The organism is Rhizobium sp. BK376 (assembly GCF_004341625.1).
GTDB lineage: Bacteria > Pseudomonadota > Alphaproteobacteria > Rhizobiales > Rhizobiaceae > Rhizobium.
Genome location: NZ_SLZG01000002.1, coordinates 545,137 through 561,189, shown reverse-complemented (window position 1 = coordinate 561,189; position 16,053 = coordinate 545,137). Strand labels below are relative to the sequence as shown.

Here is a 16,053-nt window from a genome sequence, read left to right as displayed (position 1 = left end):
CCCGTCTTTAACAGTCATCTGACCATCTACACCCGCTCATGCTGCCTTGGTCTTCGCCCTTCTTGCCAGATGTGCCACCACATTCTCGATCATCCGCATGCCGGCATCGCCGCCGAGCGTCATGATCGATTCCGGGTGGAACTGGACCGCAGCGATCGGCTCCTTGGCGTGCTCTATACCCATGATCGTGCCGTCCTCGCTTTCCGCGGTGATGATGAAATCACGCGGCAGGGTCGAGGGATCGGCGAAGATGGAATGGTAGCGGCCGACGGTCACTTCCTTGCCAAGGCCGGAGAAGACAAGGCCGGGTTCCAGCACGCGGATGCGCGACGGCTTGCCGTGCATCGGCAGCGCCAGATGGCGTAGCTCGCCGCCATAGGCTTCCGCCAGCGCCTGCAGACCGAGGCAGACGCCGAAGATCGGCAGGTTGCGCGCCCGCGCCTTCTTGATCGTCGCCTTGCAGTCGAAATCCTTGGGATTGCCAGGGCCAGGCGACAGAACGACGAGATCCGGGTTAAGCCGGTCGAACACTTCCTCGGGAACGGGCGTGCGCACTGTCGAGACGGTCGCGCCCGTCTGGCGGAAATAGTTCGCCAGCGTATGCACGAAGCTATCCTCGTGGTCGATCAGCAGGATATTGACGCCCTTGCCGACGGCGGCGACGTCGCGGCTCGCCTTGCTCGAATTGCCGGCCTTGGCATCACGGATGGCGGAAAGCATGGCGGAGGCCTTCAGTTCGGTTTCGGCTTCTTCTTCCTCGGGAATGGAATCGTTCAACAGCGTCGCTCCTGCCCGCACTTCGGCAATACCATCCTTGATGCGCACGGTGCGCAGCGTAAGCCCGGTGTTCATGTCACCATTGAAGCCGACCATGCCGATCGCGCCACCATACCATGCGCGCGGGCTCTTTTCATGCGCCTCGATGAAGCGCATCGCCCAGAGTTTTGGCGCGCCTGTAACAGTCACAGCCCATGCATGCGAAAGGAAACCGTCGAAGGCGTCCATGTCGTCGCGGAGCCGTCCTTCGATGTGATCGACGGTGTGGATGAGGCGCGAATACATCTCGATCTGGCGGCGACCGATGACCTTGACGGAGCCCGGCTCGCAGACGCGGCTCTTGTCGTTGCGGTCGACGTCGGAGCACATGGTCAGTTCTGACTCGTCCTTCTTGGAATTCAGGAGCTTCAGGATCTGTTCCGAGTCGGCGATCGGGTCTTCGCCGCGCTTGATCGTGCCCGATATCGGGCAGGTCTCGATGCGGCGGCCGGAGACGCGCACGAACATCTCAGGCGAGGCGCCGACGAGATATTCCTGGTTTCCGAGATTGATGAAGAAGGAATAGGGCGACGGATTGATCGCCTTCAGCCGCTTGGAAATATCGGACGGCTTGCTCTCGCAACGCTCCATGAACTTCTGGCCGGGCACGACTTCAAAGAGATCGCCCTTGCGGAAGCTCTCCTTGGCCTTGGTGACCAACCGCGCATATTCGCCGGGCTTGTGATCGCTTTTCGGTGGAATCGCGTCGGTGCGCACGAAGGGCTCCGGCGCGATATCGCCGGCCTTGCCCTCGGTCGAGATTCCACCCTTCTCGAAATCGTAGCGGTCGATCCAGGCCTTGGCCGAATAGTTGTCGACGACCAGGATCTCGTCCGGCAGGTAGAGCACCATGTCGCGCTGGTCGGAGGGCCGCTCCAGCTTCAGGTTGATCGCGTCGAACTGGAAGGCGAGATCGTAGCCGAAGGCACCATAGAGCCCGATGGCGGCATCAGCCTGCGAATAGAAGAGATCGGTGACAGCGCGAAGAACGGTGAAGACGGTCGGCATCTTCGAGCGCTCTTCCTCAGTGAAGACGCGATCCGGCAGCTTGACCGTCAGGTCCAGTCGGCGAGCGGTCAGGATGCCGAGTTCCAGCTCGGAGACGGTCTTCAGCCGCTCCGTGATAAAGCCGAGCAGCACTTCGCCGCGTTCGTTATAGGCTTCGATCCAGACATTGCGGCCATTGCAGGAAATGCCGAGCGGCGGATCGACGATAGCAGTGTCCCAGCGGGTATAGCGGCCCGGATATTCGTAATTCGACGAGAAGACAGCGCCGCGGCGCTCGTCGAGCTTGTCGATATAGGACGAAACGGCGTCAGCATAGGGAATGGCCCTGCGCTGCCGGGTGACGGATATGCCACCCTTGGTTTCGTAAATCTCCGCACCATCATCCCGCAGGATCGTAACCATTCTTCCTCACTCCATTCCTCGGGGCCCAGGCGACAGGCGGTTTAAAACAAAAAAGCCGCCTCGAAGTTTCGGGCGGCTCACTCGTCGTCGTCTTTGGACACGATTGGTCGAGGCCGCCTCAGCGAGCCCACCACCACGATGCAATGTTCAAGGACGTGTTCATGGGCCAAATTGTTAGCGTGAGACGCGCCGATGCGCAAGCGGCAATTCCGAGGAAAGTTTCGGCCAGCAGCAAGCTGCCCGAAACCCCTGAAAACTCAGGCCTCTTGCCTTGCCGCGGCGAAGAAATCCTCAGGATCATCGACCTCGACGAGCCGCTTTCGCTCGATCCGCCAGAAGCGGTTGCCGACGGCGCGAACGAAGCTTCTGTCGTGCGAAACCAGCAGGCAACTGGCCTCCTGCGCCATCAGCTCGCTTTCCAGCGCCTCCTGCCCCTCGATATCGAGGTGATTGGTCGGCTCGTCGAGCAGGTAGAAATTCGGGTTGCGAAGCCTCAGCACCAGCATCGCAAGCCTGGATTTCTGGCCACCGGAAAGGCGACCGACTGCCCGGCCCTGCATCTCGACATCAATGCCCGCACCGGCCAGAAGGCTGCGCGCCCGCGGCTCGCCAAGCTCGAAGAGCCGCGTGACGACGCCAAGCGGCGTATCGCCATCGCCCAGCCCTGCCAGGGCCTGATCGCTGTAGCCGAGCACAAGCGACGGCGTCGCCTTGATCCCTTCCGGCCCTGACCCTTGCCCTTCGATCGCCCTGCGGATCATCTCCACCATCCGCGACTTGCCCGCTCCGTTCTGCCCGAGCAGCACGACGCGGTCGCCCTGCCGAATCCATTGCTTGCCCGTCCTGAAAAGCAGTGTTCCATCAGGCGTCGTCACATCCGCATTATCGAGCGTCACGAGGATCTTTGCCTGTGTCTCCCGGCTCGCGAGGCGGATCGCGCCCGAGGAACGCTCCTGGTACCCTGGGCGCGCGGCATCCTCCAGTCGTTCCGCCCGCTGCTTCAGCTGCTTCGTCTTGACCGTTAGCAGGTCACTGCCGGAGTTGATGCCGAGATTGTTGAGCTTGGCTGCCTGCCGCCGGAGCTGCTGCGCAATCTTCATATCCTTCTGGAAACGCCGCTCCTCGGAGGCATCCGCCTCATCAAGGGCCTCCCTCGCCCTGTTATAGGGCAGCTGGAAAACCTGCGATTGCTCCGCGCGCAGGAAAAGCGTCCGATTGGTCACCGCATCCAGAAATGCCCGATCGTGGCTGGAGAGCAGCACGGCCGTCTCGCGCGGCAGGGCATTCAGCCAGTCCTCCAGGAGCGCGATCTTGGCAAGATCCAGATGGTTGGTCGGTTCATCCAGCAGGAGCGCGTCCGGTTCCGTGACCGCAACGCGGGCAAGCAGCGCCAGCCGCTGCCAGCCGCCGCTCAACTCGGCGATCGTCCTGTCGCGAAAAGCCTGGGGCACGTCGAGCTGATCCAGCACGACATCCACCCGCCAGCCCTCGCTATCCGCCTGTTCCGCCGGCAGCGCCTGTCTGACCGCCTCATTAAAGGACGTGGTCATCAGCCGCTCGGGCATATTTTGCTCGACATAGCCGATAGTCAGGCCGCGCGACCTCGTCATGTCGCCGGTGGTCGGCTCGAGCCGCCCGGCGATGCAATTGAACAGCGTGGATTTGCCCCTGCCATTGGCAGCGACGATGCCGACGCGGTCTCCCGCATTCAGCGCGAAATTAAGATTGGAAAAGAGTGGCGCACCGAGTGTGACGCCGAAATTGCGCAAACTAATCAAAGCCATGATCGTTCTCTGGTCTATCCGAGGAGACGTCAGCTCGCGCCCGTCCAGGGATCGCTGAGGTTGATGCCGGGCCGATGCATCATTGTGGCATCGGCCGTTTTTCTCGGTAATTGTCAGGGAGCAGACACACGAACGCGAAGTGTTCGGCGCCGCCTTGCCATCAAGGGCAGACCAGAAAGGATATGAGTGAGCTACAGCCTCTGATCAGCCCTGCAAACGCATCCGCAGGGCATGTCTCGGGCCGAACTGGCGATTGCGCCAGAAATATGTGATCATTTTGCGGCCCTCCTTTCTTTTCAAGAAACTGTGCGCTTTCAATACCATCACTGCGCGCAGCGCACAACTCCAGGCATCGGATGGCGCAGACAAAAAAGGGCGATGCCGCAGCACCGCCCAGGTTGGTCAGGCTGCAAACCTGTGATCAGAAGCGCTGGACGAGCGAGATCTTGAAGGTCCGGCCGGGCTCGGAATAGAACTCCCGCGCCTGCGAGAGCGTGCCCTGCGTGTTGAGTGCGTCGTAGTAGGTCTGATCGAAGACGTTGTAGACGCCGGCATTGACGCGCAGGCCTTTCAGCTTCTCTGGCTGCCACCAGCCGGTCAGATCGACGATGCCGTATCCGGGAACGCGATAGGTATTGCCGCTCTTGTCGAAATCTCTCGCCGCCGCGATGAAGGTCACATCGGTACCCCATGTGTCGGTCGCATAGCCGACGCCGATCGAGCCCTTGGCCGGCGCGACCGAGTTCACGTATTCGCCCGTGTCCATGTCCCGGCCGTTAGCATAGGCAAAAGCGCCGTTGATATGGATGCCGTTATTGAAGGTCTTGTGGGCATTCGCCTCGAAACCATAGATGCGGACATTGGCGCGGTTGAAGTATTCGGTGATGCCGAGCGGATAGGTGCCCGTCGTATCGGGGACGCTGTAGGTGTCGATGAAGTTCTTGTAGCGGTTATAGAAGACGCCGAGATGGCCGCCGAAATCCTGGTCGCCGAGATTGGCGCCGACTTCGATGCCATTGCTCGTCTCGGGCTTGAGATCGGGATTGCCGATACTCAGATAGCCGCCCGGAACGCCGTAGTTCTCGTAGAGTTCGGTGACGTTCGGCGCACGGAAGGCCATGGCCCACTGCGCATAGAATTCCATGTCGTTCTGCGGCTCGAACGAGGCGCGAAGCTTCGGCGAGAAGCGGTTGTCGGACTGGCCGGGCTCGAGCCCGTTATAGTTGGAGCTGTCCTGGTAGGCCTGTGTGTTCTTCGGCGTGTAGTCATACCAGTCGAAGCGCAAGCCGGGCGTCAGTGAGAAGCGGCTATCGCCAAGCGCGATCTTGTCGTCGATGAAGCCGCCGATCTTCTTGCCGTCCACGTCAGGCATATCGGACTGGTTGGTGTGCAGGAAGCTGCAGGTACTGAAGGGTGAGAATGGTCCCGGCCCGCAGCTGTCATCACCAGCCGAATATTGCGTCGTCTTGGTGAAGGAAGCGTCGAGGCCGAAGGTCACCTTGTGATGCAGGGTTCCTGTGTCGAAGGACTTCGAGGCATTGCCGTTGAAGCCGAAGGTGCGGTCTTCCATGGTGTTGCGGCGCCAGTAGTCACCGATGACCGAGGTGTAGCGGTAAGCATCCTGACCATCCTCGCGCAGCAAGCGCTGCCAGTAGAAGACCGCATTCGCCGTGTCGAACAGGGAGTCGTCGTCGGTCGACTCGAAGTTATAGTCAAGCGACACACGGTCTCGCTTGATGTCTTCGGAGCCGCTGTCCTGGCCGGGGCGGTAGTTGCCCGTCAGGCTCTGGGCACTCTTCAGATCCGTCGTCTGGTCCTTGTCGTAATGCTCGGCCGTCAGGCCGAAAGTACCGGCGCCGTCGGTATATTGGCGCAGCTTGAAGAGATAGTTGCGGCTGTTGTAATCGGCCGGGTTCGCCTCGGTGCGCGTCGCGCCGTATCCGCCGACATCGCCGTTGCTTTCCAGCTCATGTCCCTTGGTATAGCCGCCCTGGAAGAGCACAGCGGTGTTGTCGATCCGCTTGGCAATAGCGGCCGAGCCGCCGAAGCTGCGGTCGTCGCCGTTGTAATCCAGCTTGAAGACGCCGCCCCAGGTCTTGCCCGGATCGATCAAATCTTCCGGCTCCAGCGTGCGCAACACCAGTGCGCCGCCAAGGGCACCGCCACCGGCACGGCTGGAATCGGCGCCGCGCACGACATCCACCGTCGACAGCGTGTTGAAGTTGAAGCTGTTGATACCGCCATCGGCGCCGCGAGCGCCATCGAGCATATAGGGGATCGGAATTCCGTCGATCGTCGTGAGCACGCGGTCGTCTTCCAAACCGCGGATATTGACGCTGCCGCTCGTACGGTCAAAGCCGACGCCGAGCTCGGTGCTACGGCCGAGATCCTCGATGCGATTGATCTGCTTGTTGTTGATCTCGTCGGCCGTCGTCTGCGACGCGAGCGGCGTATCCGCGACAGGATCCTTCTTCGGCCTCGCGCCCTTCACGACGATCTTTTGCAGCGTCGTCGCGTCCTTGTTGTCCCCGGCATCGGTCTTCGTCGTGCTGCCTGCCTGCTGCGCAAAAGATACCGTGCCGAGCGCCAGAAACGCCGTGCACGCCAAGAGAACCGAGCGCGATCGCCGGACCACCATAACCATTCCTTTCGAGTGATATCACCGGGCTGGCTGGTCGGTCTGCGCAGGGCTTTCCAAGGGGCTGGCTGGGTTCGTTCTTAGAGAGAGACGGAGCAATTTCCGCCTTCGTTCTGCCGCATAAAAAACATGAGTATGATTGTCAATATATCGACCGCTCATAAACATGATTAAAATCATCATATTTAAAGGCGAACATGCCCTCGTTGCGAAATTGCAACGAAAACCGCTGCCAGCGCGTTCTTTCCCCGAGCGATACCACCAATGGGTGAGGAACGAGATGCGGTTGAAGACGATGCTTGCCTTTGCCTGCCTCGGCATTTTGACAGGCACTTCCTTGCCGGAGACCGGCCCCCTGCCCGAGACAAAACCGGATACGGAAGACACTCAGCCCACGCCTTCAGAAACGCCGGTACCGCAGGAAAAGCCGGCTGAAAAACCTGCGGGAGAAAAGCCTGCCGCCCCCGCCGATGCAGAGCAAGCGCCAGATGAAACCGCGCCGGCAGAAGAGAAGACGGGCGAAATGCAGGGGCCGCCAAAGCCGCCCCTTACGATTGCATCGGAGCCCGAGGACGAGCATCAAGAATGCGAAAAAGAGCTTCAGGCGATGGGCGCTGTGTTCAAGGACGTCCCGCGGATCGACGACGGCAATGGTTGCGGCATTGACAAGCCGATCTCGCTGACGGAGGCACTGCCCGGCATCAAGCTGAAACCGGAAGGCACGATACGCTGCCAGACTGCGCTGGCGCTTGCCCACTGGATGAAACAGAGCGTCATACCATCCGGCGAAGTGGCGTTGAAAGATGCCGGTCCGATCGTCACCATCAACCAGGCCTCGACCTATATCTGCCGCCTACGCAACAACGCGACGACGGGCAAGATCTCCGAACACGCCCGCGGCAACGCGGTCGATGTCGCAAGCTTCACCTTCCAGGACGGCACGGTTGTCGCAGTCCAACCGCGCAAGGAAGATTCAACGCTGACAGGCGCCTTCCAGCGCGCCGTCAGCGCCGCCGGCTGCCTCTACTTCACCACGGTCCTCGACCCCGAAAGTGACGCCAACCACGAGCACCATTTCCACCTCGACGTCATCGAAAGACACGGCGGATTTAGGTATTGCCATTGATGGAAAGCAACGTGATTTCCGAGGCTTATGATTCCAACCTGAATCAGATCGGCAGATGCTCGAATCAGAACATCAAGTGTCCGGCCGTCTAAAACAACCCTTCCACATACCCCTGATCATTCAGGAAAATCCGCTCGGCGGAAGGCACGCTCGGTAGGCCCGGCATGGTGCGGATTTCGCCGGTGATAGCGACGACGAAGCCGGCACCGGCCGAGAGCCTGACTTCGCGAACGTGAACGACATGCCCCTCCGGCGCGCCGCGCAGATTGGGATCCGTCGAGAAGGAATATTGGGTCTTGGCGATGCAGACAGGCAAGTGGCCGTAGCCCCGCTCCTCCCAGGCGATCAGCTGATCGCGCACCGCCTTGTCGGCCGTCACTTCGCCCGCGTGATAGATCTTCGAGGCGACGATTTCGATCTTTTCGAACAGCGAGAGATCGTCGGGATAGAGCGGCTGGAATTTCGCCTGGCCGGATTCGGCAAGCTCCACTACCTTATAGGCAAGGTCCTCGATACCGGCAGAGCCTTCTGCCCAGTGGCGGCAGAGGATCGCTTCGGCGCCGAGCCGCGAGACATAATTCTGCACGGCGGCGACCTCCGCATCGGTATCCGAAGTGAAGTGGTTGATGGCGACGACGACGGGAACGCCGAACTTGCGGACATTCGCAAGATGCCGGCCGAGATTGGAGCAACCCTTCACCAGCGCCGCGACATTCTCCGTTCCCAGATCTTCCTTGGCGACCCCGCCATTCATCTTCAGCGCCCGCACGGTCGCGACGATGACGGCTGCATCCGGCTTCAGGCCGGCCTTGCGGCACTTGATGTCGAAGAATTTCTCAGCGCCGAGATCCGCGCCGAAACCTGCTTCGGTCACGACATAGTCGACGAGTTTCAGCGCCGTGCGCGTGGCGATGACGGAATTGCAGCCGTGGGCGATATTGGCAAAGGGTCCGCCATGGACGAGCGCCGGGTTGTTCTCCAGCGTCTGCACGAGGTTCGGCTGCATGGCATCCTTCAAAAGCACAGCCATGGCTCCGTCAGCCTTCAGGTCGCGGGCATAGACCGGTGACCGGTCACGGCGATAGCCGACGATAATCTCGCCCAGCCGCCGCTCCAGATCCTTCAGGTCGGAAGCAAGGCAGAGGATCGCCATGACTTCGGAAGCGACCGTGATGTCGAAGCCGCTCTCGCGCGGAAAGCCGTTGGCAACGCCGCCGAGCGAGGAGACGATTTCGCGTAGCGCCCGATCGTTCATGTCCATCACTCGCCGCCAGGTCACGCGGCGACTGTCGATGTTGAGCGCATTGCCCCAATAGATGTGGTTGTCGACCATCGCGGCGAGCAGATTGTGCGCCGAGGTGATGGCGTGGAAGTCGCCGGTGAAATGCAGGTTGATGTCTTCCATCGGCACGACCTGTGCATAGCCGCCGCCGGCAGCGCCACCCTTGGTGCCGAAGCAGGGGCCGAGCGAAGGCTCGCGCACGCAGATGACAGCGTTTTTGCCGATGCGGTTCAGCCCGTCGCCGAGGCCGACCGTCGTGGTGGTCTTGCCCTCGCCTGCGGGGGTCGGGTTGATCGCGGTAACAAGGATCAGTCTTCCGTCTTTCTTGCCTTCCTGGGATGCAATGAAATTGGCGCTGATCTTTGCCTTGTCATGGCCATAGGGAGCCAGCTGATCCGCCGGAATGCCGAGCCGGTCGCCGATCTCGTAGATCGGCTTTTTGACTGCCGCGCGCGCAATTTCAATATCGGATTTCACCACTGCCATGACACTTCCCCATAGACTGATCGGCGCATGTCGCCTTGGCTTGGCAATAACCGAAAAAGAGGCGGCCGTGAACAGATTTGCCGCTATGAGACGCGTAAACGTCGCCTTCAGGCTGTATCTAAAGCAGCCAAAATAGAGCTGGGCTTGCAGATCGACACGCGGATACCTTAATTCTTGCTCGAAAGCCAAAGCACCAAAACCAAAACGACGGAGCCGCAACGAGATGAAATCCCTGGAACTGCTGGTCGAGCGAATCATCCTGTCGAGCCGCTGGATTCTCGTCGTCTTCTATATCGGCCTCGCAGCCGCTCTTGCGCTCTATGCCCTGTCCTTCGGCTACAAGTTCCTCAAGGTCGCCATCCATGTCTTCGATTACGAGGAGGCGGACATGATCCTGGCCATGCTCGGCCTCATCGACGCGGCGCTGGTGGCAAGCCTGATCGTGATGGTGATGATCTCGGGCTACGAAAACTTCGTCAGCCGCTTCGACGAGCCGGATGAAAAGGTTTCCTTCATCGGCAAGCTCGACAGCGGCAGTCTGAAGATCAAGGTCGCCTCCTCGATCGTCGCCATCTCCTCGATCCACCTGCTGCAGGTCTTCCTCAATGTCACGCAATATGACAACAGCAAGCTGATGTGGCTCACCTTCATCCACCTCGCATTCGTGGTGTCTGCGCTGCTGCTGGGCTTCCTAGAGCAGATCATGGCAAAGGCGAAGGGCAAGGATTACTCAGCCAAGCCCGCAACCGAAGTCAAAGAATGACTTCGTCGCTTCCTGTTGTCGGCAATTGGACGGGCTGTGATGGAGAAGGCTGCGCCGGCGTCTGAGGCGCCGGGTCCGTTGCCGGCAGCACGGGCGGCGTGGAAACCGGGGCCGGCGGCGGTGTCGGTGGCGCAGGATGCAGGGCAGCGATGCAGCTCGCAATCGTCTTGCCGTCGGCGCAACCATTGACGAGAACGAGGTCGTCAGCCGATTCCTGCTCCGTCGTCATCTTGATCTGGATGGCCTCATCCTGTTTGATCAACCGGATGGAAGAAGGCGTGGCGCTCATCATCATGTCGAAGATCGCGTCGTCGATGCCCATCTTGTCGAGATAGGCGATCAGCGCCGCCTTCTGCTTCTTGCCGAGCTTGGTCGTATCGTGCTGGCCGACGATCTTGCGGCCGATTTCCTTCTGCGAAAGGATCTTCTTCCGGCCATTGACCATCTGGTATTCGGTGCGATAGCGGACGCGCTCCTCGCGGTAGGTGGTGGTGATCTGATGCACGCCGATCAGCGCGAAGGGGCTGGCGATGCGCCGAACACCACCTGCGAGCAGCAACGGACAGGCTGAAAAGCATACAGCACCCGAAGAATAGACCTCACCCGTTGCCGAACCATCCTTGCCCCGTCCTGACGTGCAGAACGGATCGGTAAAGCCGCATCCGGACAACCTGCTGCCGCCAACGGCGACGGACAGGCCTTTTTTGCGGATCACCAAGCCCATCTCCATCGCGGCGGCGACGTCGCCACCGGGAGAGCGGACGATGATCGGCAGCTTTTTCTTGCCGACCGTCTTCAGGATTTTCTGCAGCTTCTTGGGCGTATCGGCCTTGATCTGCCCTTCGGCCGCGATCCAGTCCGCACATGTCCCGTCACGATCGCAATAGGCCGCATCGCCATGAACGAGCACGAACTCCATGGGCCGGTCGAGCGGAGAGTCCTCCGCATTGACCGAACCGAGAGGCGCAACTGCAAGCAACGACGCTGCGGCAACGCACATCGCCCCATCACGGCACCAGGACAAAAGCCGACGAAAAAGGACTGGGATCATCAAACCTGAAACACCGGTTGCAGCCGCATTTCAGCGATCGATAGCAATGACGCTAGGCTTCTGCAAGTCACAAGCGCTCGACCCGGACGTTTTCGCGGCTCAGCCTTCTCCCATCGCAATAAGGCTGGCATTTCCGCCCGCCGCTGCGGTGTTGACCGAGACGACCTGCTCCAGCGCAAACCGCAGCAAATAGGCTGGGCCGCCCGCCTTGAAGCCGGTGCCCGACAAGCCGGAGCCGCCGAATGGCTGCGTGCCGACGACCGCGCCGATCATATTGCGGTTGACGTAGACGTTGCCGGTGTCGAGGGCATCGGCGACGGTACGCACCGTTGCCTCGATGCGGCTGTGGACGCCGAGCGTCAGGCCGTAACCCGAAGCATCGATCTCGGCGAGCACCTTCGGCAGGTCCCTCGCCTTCCACTTGACGATGTGCAGCACCGGCCCGAAGACTTCCTTCGTCAGTGCGCCGGCCTTGTCCAGCTCGACGATGTGCGGGGCAAAGAAGCTGCCTCCGGAGGGCGCCTTGCCCGCAAAGCGCACCTTCTGCGTCTTCTGCATGTCGGCAATATGCGTTTCCAGCATCGCCTTCTGCTTGTCGTCGATGATCGGGCCGACATCGGTGTTGGCAAGGCTCGGATCGCCGAGCTTCAACTCGCGCGCCGCCCCTTCGATCATGGTCGTCATCTGTTCGGCAACGTCTTCCTGCAGGAACAGCAACCGCAGCGCCGAGCAGCGCTGGCCGGCGGAACGGAAGGCGGAGAGAATGACGTCATCTGCCACCTGCTCCGACAGCGCCGTCGCATCGACGATCATCGCATTGAGGCCGCCGGTCTCGGCAATCAGCGGCACGATCGGGCCATCCTTGGCAGCCAGCGCCCGGTTGATCGCCCAGGCGGTCTTCGTCGAGCCGGTAAAGGCAACGCCAGCCAGGGCGGGATGCGCGGTGATCGCGGCGCCCACATCGGGGCCTCCGGGCACGAGCAGCAGCACGTCTTCGGGCACACCGGCCTGGTGGAAGAGCTTAACCGCCTCATAAGCGATCAGCGGTGTCTGGGGCGCGGGCTTGGCGATGACGGCATTGCCGGACACCAGCGCTGCAGAAACCTGTCCCAGGAAGATGGCAAGCGGGAAATTCCAAGGCGAGATGCAGGCAAAGACCCCGCGACCGCGCCAAAGGTAGCGATTGTCCTCGCCGGTCGGTCCCGGCATCTTCTGTGGCGAACCGAAATGGCGGCGCGCCTCTCCGGCATAGTAGCGGCAGAAATCGACCGCCTCGCGGATTTCGGCAATGCCGTCATCCAGCGTCTTGCCGCCTTCCGCCGCCAAGAGGGCTAGCAGCCGGTCGCGATTGCTTTCCAGAAGATCCGCCATGCGCTCGAGCGCAGCAGCGCGGTCTTCGACAGGCTTGCGCGACCAGGCCTTGAAGCCCTTGGCGCCAACAGCGAAGGCCTTGTCAACATCGGCCGCCGTCGCATTGTGGACAGTGCCGACGGTCTTTGCGTGATCCGACGGCGAAACGACCGGGACTTCCGATCCCTTGAGAACGACCCCGGGGATCAGCGGCTCGGCCTTGATGTTGCCCGCGCCCTTGCCGACATTGGCCTGCAGCTTTGCGAGCGTCCGACGATGCCCGAATTCCAGGCCAGCGCTATTCTTGCGCTTGCCGTAGAGATCCAATGGCATGGGGATCTTGCCATTGCGGGTGCTTGCGCCGACATCGAGCTGCAGCTTGGTGGCCGGCCGTTCCAGCAAAGCCTTGATCGGCACGTTCTTGTCGCCGGCCATCGCCACGAATGAGGAGTTCGCGCCGTTTTCCAGCAGGCGACGAACGAGATAGGCAAGCAGGTCGCGATAGCCGCCAACAGGCGCATAGATGCGGCAGGCAATCCGGTCATTGCCGGACAGAAGGTGGTTATAGAGCGCCTCGCCCATGCCATGCAGGCGCTGGAATTCGAAGCCGGAGCGATCGTTGCCGGCCAGTTCCAAAATGGTGGATACCGTCAGCGCATTGTGCGTCGCAAATTGCGGGAAGATGCGCGCCCGCTTGTCAAGCAGATGTTGCGCGCAGGCGAGATAGGAAAGGTCCGTCGCCTGCTTGCGGGTCCAGACCGGATAATCGTCGAGACCGCGTTCCTGCGCTCGCTTGATTTCCGTATCCCAATAGGCGCCCTTGACGAGGCGCACCATCATCCGGCGATCATATCTAGCGCAGAGTTCGTCGATATAGTCGATAACGCCGACAGCGCGCTTCTGATAGGCCTGTATCGCAAGGCCGAAACCATCCCAGCCGTCGAGCGACGGATCGGCAAAGACCGCGGCGATGACGTCGAGCGACAGTTCCAGGCGATCGGCCTCTTCGGCATCGACGGTGAAGTTGAGCTGATGGGCCTTGGCCATCTGCGCGAGCTTCAGGAGATCGGGTACGAGTTCCTCCATCACCCGGTCGCGATGGGTGGCGAGATAGCGCGGATGCAGCGCCGAAAGCTTGACTGATATGCCCATGCGATCCGGCAACTGCTTGCCCTTGCCGTTCTTCGCAAGCCAGGTGCCGATCGCCTCGATCGCCATGGCATAGGACTGGAAATAGCGCTTGGCGTCTTCAGCCGTGCGGGCACCCTCGCCCAGCATGTCGAAGGAATGGCGATAGCCCTTCTCCTCGCTCTTGCCGGCGCGCGACAGCGCATCCTTGATGGTTTCGCCGAGAACGAAATGATAGCCGAGGAAGCGCATCGCCTGCTTGGTCGCATTGCGCACGGTCGGCAGGCCGAGCCGCTTTACGAGGCCACGCACGACGCCTTCGGGCGTGTCGCCGGGACGCAGAATGCGGGCCGAGATGCCAAGAGCCCATGCCGAGGCCGAAACAAACCAGCTCTCGGCCTTGCCCTCATGCTCGCTCCATCCGCCTTCCTTCAGCTTGTCCTCGATCAGCTTGTCCTGCGTCAGCGCGTCAGGCACGCGCAGCAGCGCCTCGGCGAGAACCATGAGGGCGAGCCCTTCGCGCGTTGAAAGTCCGTATTCGCGCAGGAAATCCTCGACCCCGCCGATCGAACCGGAATTGGCGCGGATTGCCTCGATCATGCCGGAAGCGCGCTTGTCGATGGCGGCATCCTGGCTCTCGGAAAAGGAAAGCTCGTCGGCGAAGCGATTGAGAAGCCGGTCGTCGTCTCCGGCGAAAGGGGCATTGAAAAGTGGCATTGCTGGCGAAGTCTGACTCGGCATGAAGGATTCTCCGTGATTTCAGCAACATAGCTATAGGCTTCTGGTGCTTTTCACCAAAATAGCGCATCATTGCAGCAGAATTATCTGCACATTACCGACAAGGCAGTGAAAATTGAAAGAACTTGACCGTCTCGACAGAAAGATCCTGCGCGCGTTGCAAAAGGAAGGACGCCTCTCGAACACTGAGCTCGCTGACCGCGTTCACCTGTCGCCGACGGCAACAGCCGAAAGAGTGAAGCGGCTGACACGCGACGGCTACATTATCGGCTACATGGCGATCCTCTCGCCTGAAAAGCTCGGTCGATCTCTCCTCGTCTTCGTACAGGTCAAGCTCGACCGGACGACGCCTGATGTCTTCGATTCCTTTTCAGCCGCGGTGAAGCGCAGCGATGATGTCATCGAGTGCCACATGGTCGCCGGCGGCTTCGACTATCTCGTCAAGGCGCGTGTCGCCGGAATGGAGGCTTACCGGCAATTCCTCTCCGAGGTCATATTGCCCCTGCCGGGAGTACGGGAAACGCATACCTATGCCGTCATGGAGGAAGTAAAAGGGACCTCGCTTCTTCCTGTTTAGAAATGCAAGGTACGGGCAACCCATTGATCATATGAAGATATCATAACGTGTGCTCCAGCCGCTAATTTTAAGGCTAGCATTCCCCTTTAATTCCGCTATTTGATAGCGGTAACACTCGATAGGCACTTACCCACTAATGTCCTATATGATTACCGCCGAGAGACAAATATTGCTTTCCGCCGAGTTGGCGACAGCCCGGACGCAAAGCGCGCTTCTCCAGGCTCTGGAGCGGACGACGGTTGCTTTCGGCTTCAATTATTTCCTGCTGATGAACGCGCCGGCGCCCGAAGATGCTATGCTCGGGCCGCTGATCATCGAAGCCTCGATGCCGCGATCCTTCGTGCGCGATCTTGACCAGGGACAAATGCTTCGAAGCTGCACGATGATCACTCGTGCACGCCATTCAGTTTTGCCGCAATCCTGGCATATGGGGGAAAAGGCGCCGATTCCGGAGATGGAGTTTTCCCGCGATTTCCAGCTTTTGCTGGTCAATTACAAACAATCGATGGGCATAACCGTTCCAGTGAACTCCACCGACGGCCAACGGTTGATCTTCTGGTTCTCGGGAAACCGCACCAGCCTCAGCCAGAGCGAGATGAACGAGCTTGCAATGATCATGTTGCAAGCATCGGACAGCTACAATTCCATCAAGCGCGGCAATGTCTCTCCGCCACATTCGCTTTCGGCCCGCGAGTTGGAGGTGGTTCGTTGGACCGCGCAGGGCAAGACATCGATCGAAATCGGCCAGATCCTCTCCCTCTCGGACCACACGATTAACGCGTACATGACCAATGCCATTAAAAAACTGGATTGCGTGAATCGCACGCAGTTGGTAGCTAAAGCCATCAGGCTGAAGCTCATAAGCTGACAATTCGCAACGCAGCTTCAGCGAAATAATCGCAGT

The 16,053-nt window shown here is 60.4% G+C and carries 10 protein-coding genes; 4 read left to right on the top strand and 6 right to left on the bottom strand.

The genetic code is table 11. The features are described 5' to 3' along the window. Nucleotides 1–36: 36 nt before the first annotated feature. The 3 genes from EV561_RS07230 to EV561_RS07220 form a co-directional block, all read right to left on the bottom strand. On the bottom strand, nt 37–2,226 hold the full coding sequence (locus EV561_RS07230) for an anthranilate synthase (protein ID WP_132519196.1): 2,190 nt from the start codon (nt 2,224–2,226) through the stop codon (nt 37–39). 257 nt (nt 2,227–2,483) lie between these two features. Then, a complete protein-coding gene (locus EV561_RS07225; protein WP_132519193.1) occupies nt 2,484–4,010 on the bottom strand; it encodes an ABC-F family ATP-binding cassette domain-containing protein in 1,527 nt (508 codons plus the stop codon). Nucleotides 4,011–4,431: 421 nt separating this feature from the next. Then, a complete protein-coding gene (locus tag EV561_RS07220; protein ID WP_132519190.1) occupies nt 4,432–6,648 on the bottom strand; it encodes a TonB-dependent hemoglobin/transferrin/lactoferrin family receptor in 2,217 nt (738 codons plus the stop codon). 280 nt (nt 6,649–6,928) lie between these two features. Here EV561_RS07220 and EV561_RS07215 point away from each other — a divergent pair, with 280 nt between their 5' ends. Beyond that, the gene (locus EV561_RS07215) at nt 6,929–7,774 is read left to right on the top strand and encodes an extensin family protein (protein ID WP_245512602.1); all 846 of its coding nucleotides are present in this window, start codon (nt 6,929–6,931) and stop codon (nt 7,772–7,774) included. 88 nt (nt 7,775–7,862) lie between these two features. Here EV561_RS07215 and EV561_RS07210 read toward each other — a convergent pair whose 3' ends face one another. Next, nucleotides 7,863–9,542, bottom strand: coding sequence for a formate--tetrahydrofolate ligase (locus tag EV561_RS07210; RefSeq protein ID WP_132519184.1), 1,680 nt, complete (start codon nt 9,540–9,542; stop codon nt 7,863–7,865). A gap of 223 nt (nt 9,543–9,765) precedes the next feature. Between EV561_RS07210 and EV561_RS07205 the strand changes: the two genes are divergently transcribed. Beyond that, entirely contained in the window at nt 9,766–10,305 is a 540-nt protein-coding gene (locus EV561_RS07205) for a TIGR00645 family protein (protein WP_132519181.1), read from the top strand. On the opposite strand, the gene EV561_RS07200 is transcribed toward EV561_RS07205, so the two are convergent. Then, on the bottom strand, nt 10,295–11,305 hold the full coding sequence (locus tag EV561_RS07200) for a hypothetical protein (protein ID WP_207910500.1): 1,011 nt from the start codon (nt 11,303–11,305) through the stop codon (nt 10,295–10,297). The two genes, EV561_RS07205 and EV561_RS07200, sit on opposite strands and share 11 nt — an antisense overlap. A gap of 150 nt (nt 11,306–11,455) precedes the next feature. Next, nucleotides 11,456–14,575 carry a bifunctional proline dehydrogenase/L-glutamate gamma-semialdehyde dehydrogenase PutA gene (putA, locus tag EV561_RS07195; protein WP_132519178.1) on the bottom strand — a complete coding sequence of 1,040 codons (3,120 nt, stop codon included), beginning with the start codon at nt 14,573–14,575 and terminating at the stop codon, nt 11,456–11,458. Nucleotides 14,576–14,687: 112 nt separating this feature from the next. Here putA and EV561_RS07190 point away from each other — a divergent pair, with 112 nt between their 5' ends. Then, nucleotides 14,688–15,149: an Lrp/AsnC ligand binding domain-containing protein gene (locus EV561_RS07190; protein WP_132519175.1), complete on the top strand. Its 462-nt coding sequence runs from the start codon at nt 14,688–14,690 to the stop codon at nt 15,147–15,149. A gap of 136 nt (nt 15,150–15,285) precedes the next feature. Then, nucleotides 15,286–16,017, top strand: coding sequence for a LuxR family transcriptional regulator (locus EV561_RS07185; RefSeq protein ID WP_132519172.1), 732 nt, complete (start codon nt 15,286–15,288; stop codon nt 16,015–16,017). Nucleotides 16,018–16,053 lie beyond the last annotated feature (36 nt).

Coding starts and splice junctions, on each gene's coding strand:
- EV561_RS07230 (WP_132519196.1), bottom strand. CDS start 2,226: ATGGTTACGATCCTGCGGGATGATGGTGCGGAGATTTACGAAACCAAG.
- EV561_RS07225 (WP_132519193.1), bottom strand. CDS start 4,010: ATGGCTTTGATTAGTTTGCGCAATTTCGGCGTCACACTCGGTGCGCCA.
- EV561_RS07220 (WP_132519190.1), bottom strand. CDS start 6,648: ATGGTGGTCCGGCGATCGCGCTCGGTTCTCTTGGCGTGCACGGCGTTT.
- EV561_RS07215 (WP_245512602.1), top strand. CDS start 6,929: ATGCGGTTGAAGACGATGCTTGCCTTTGCCTGCCTCGGCATTTTGACA.
- EV561_RS07210 (WP_132519184.1), bottom strand. CDS start 9,542: ATGGCAGTGGTGAAATCCGATATTGAAATTGCGCGCGCGGCAGTCAAA.
- EV561_RS07205 (WP_132519181.1), top strand. CDS start 9,766: ATGAAATCCCTGGAACTGCTGGTCGAGCGAATCATCCTGTCGAGCCGC.
- EV561_RS07200 (WP_207910500.1), bottom strand. CDS start 11,305: ATGTGCGTTGCCGCAGCGTCGTTGCTTGCAGTTGCGCCTCTCGGTTCG.
- putA (WP_132519178.1), bottom strand. CDS start 14,575: ATGCCGAGTCAGACTTCGCCAGCAATGCCACTTTTCAATGCCCCTTTC.
- EV561_RS07185 (WP_132519172.1), top strand. CDS start 15,286: ATGTCCTATATGATTACCGCCGAGAGACAAATATTGCTTTCCGCCGAG.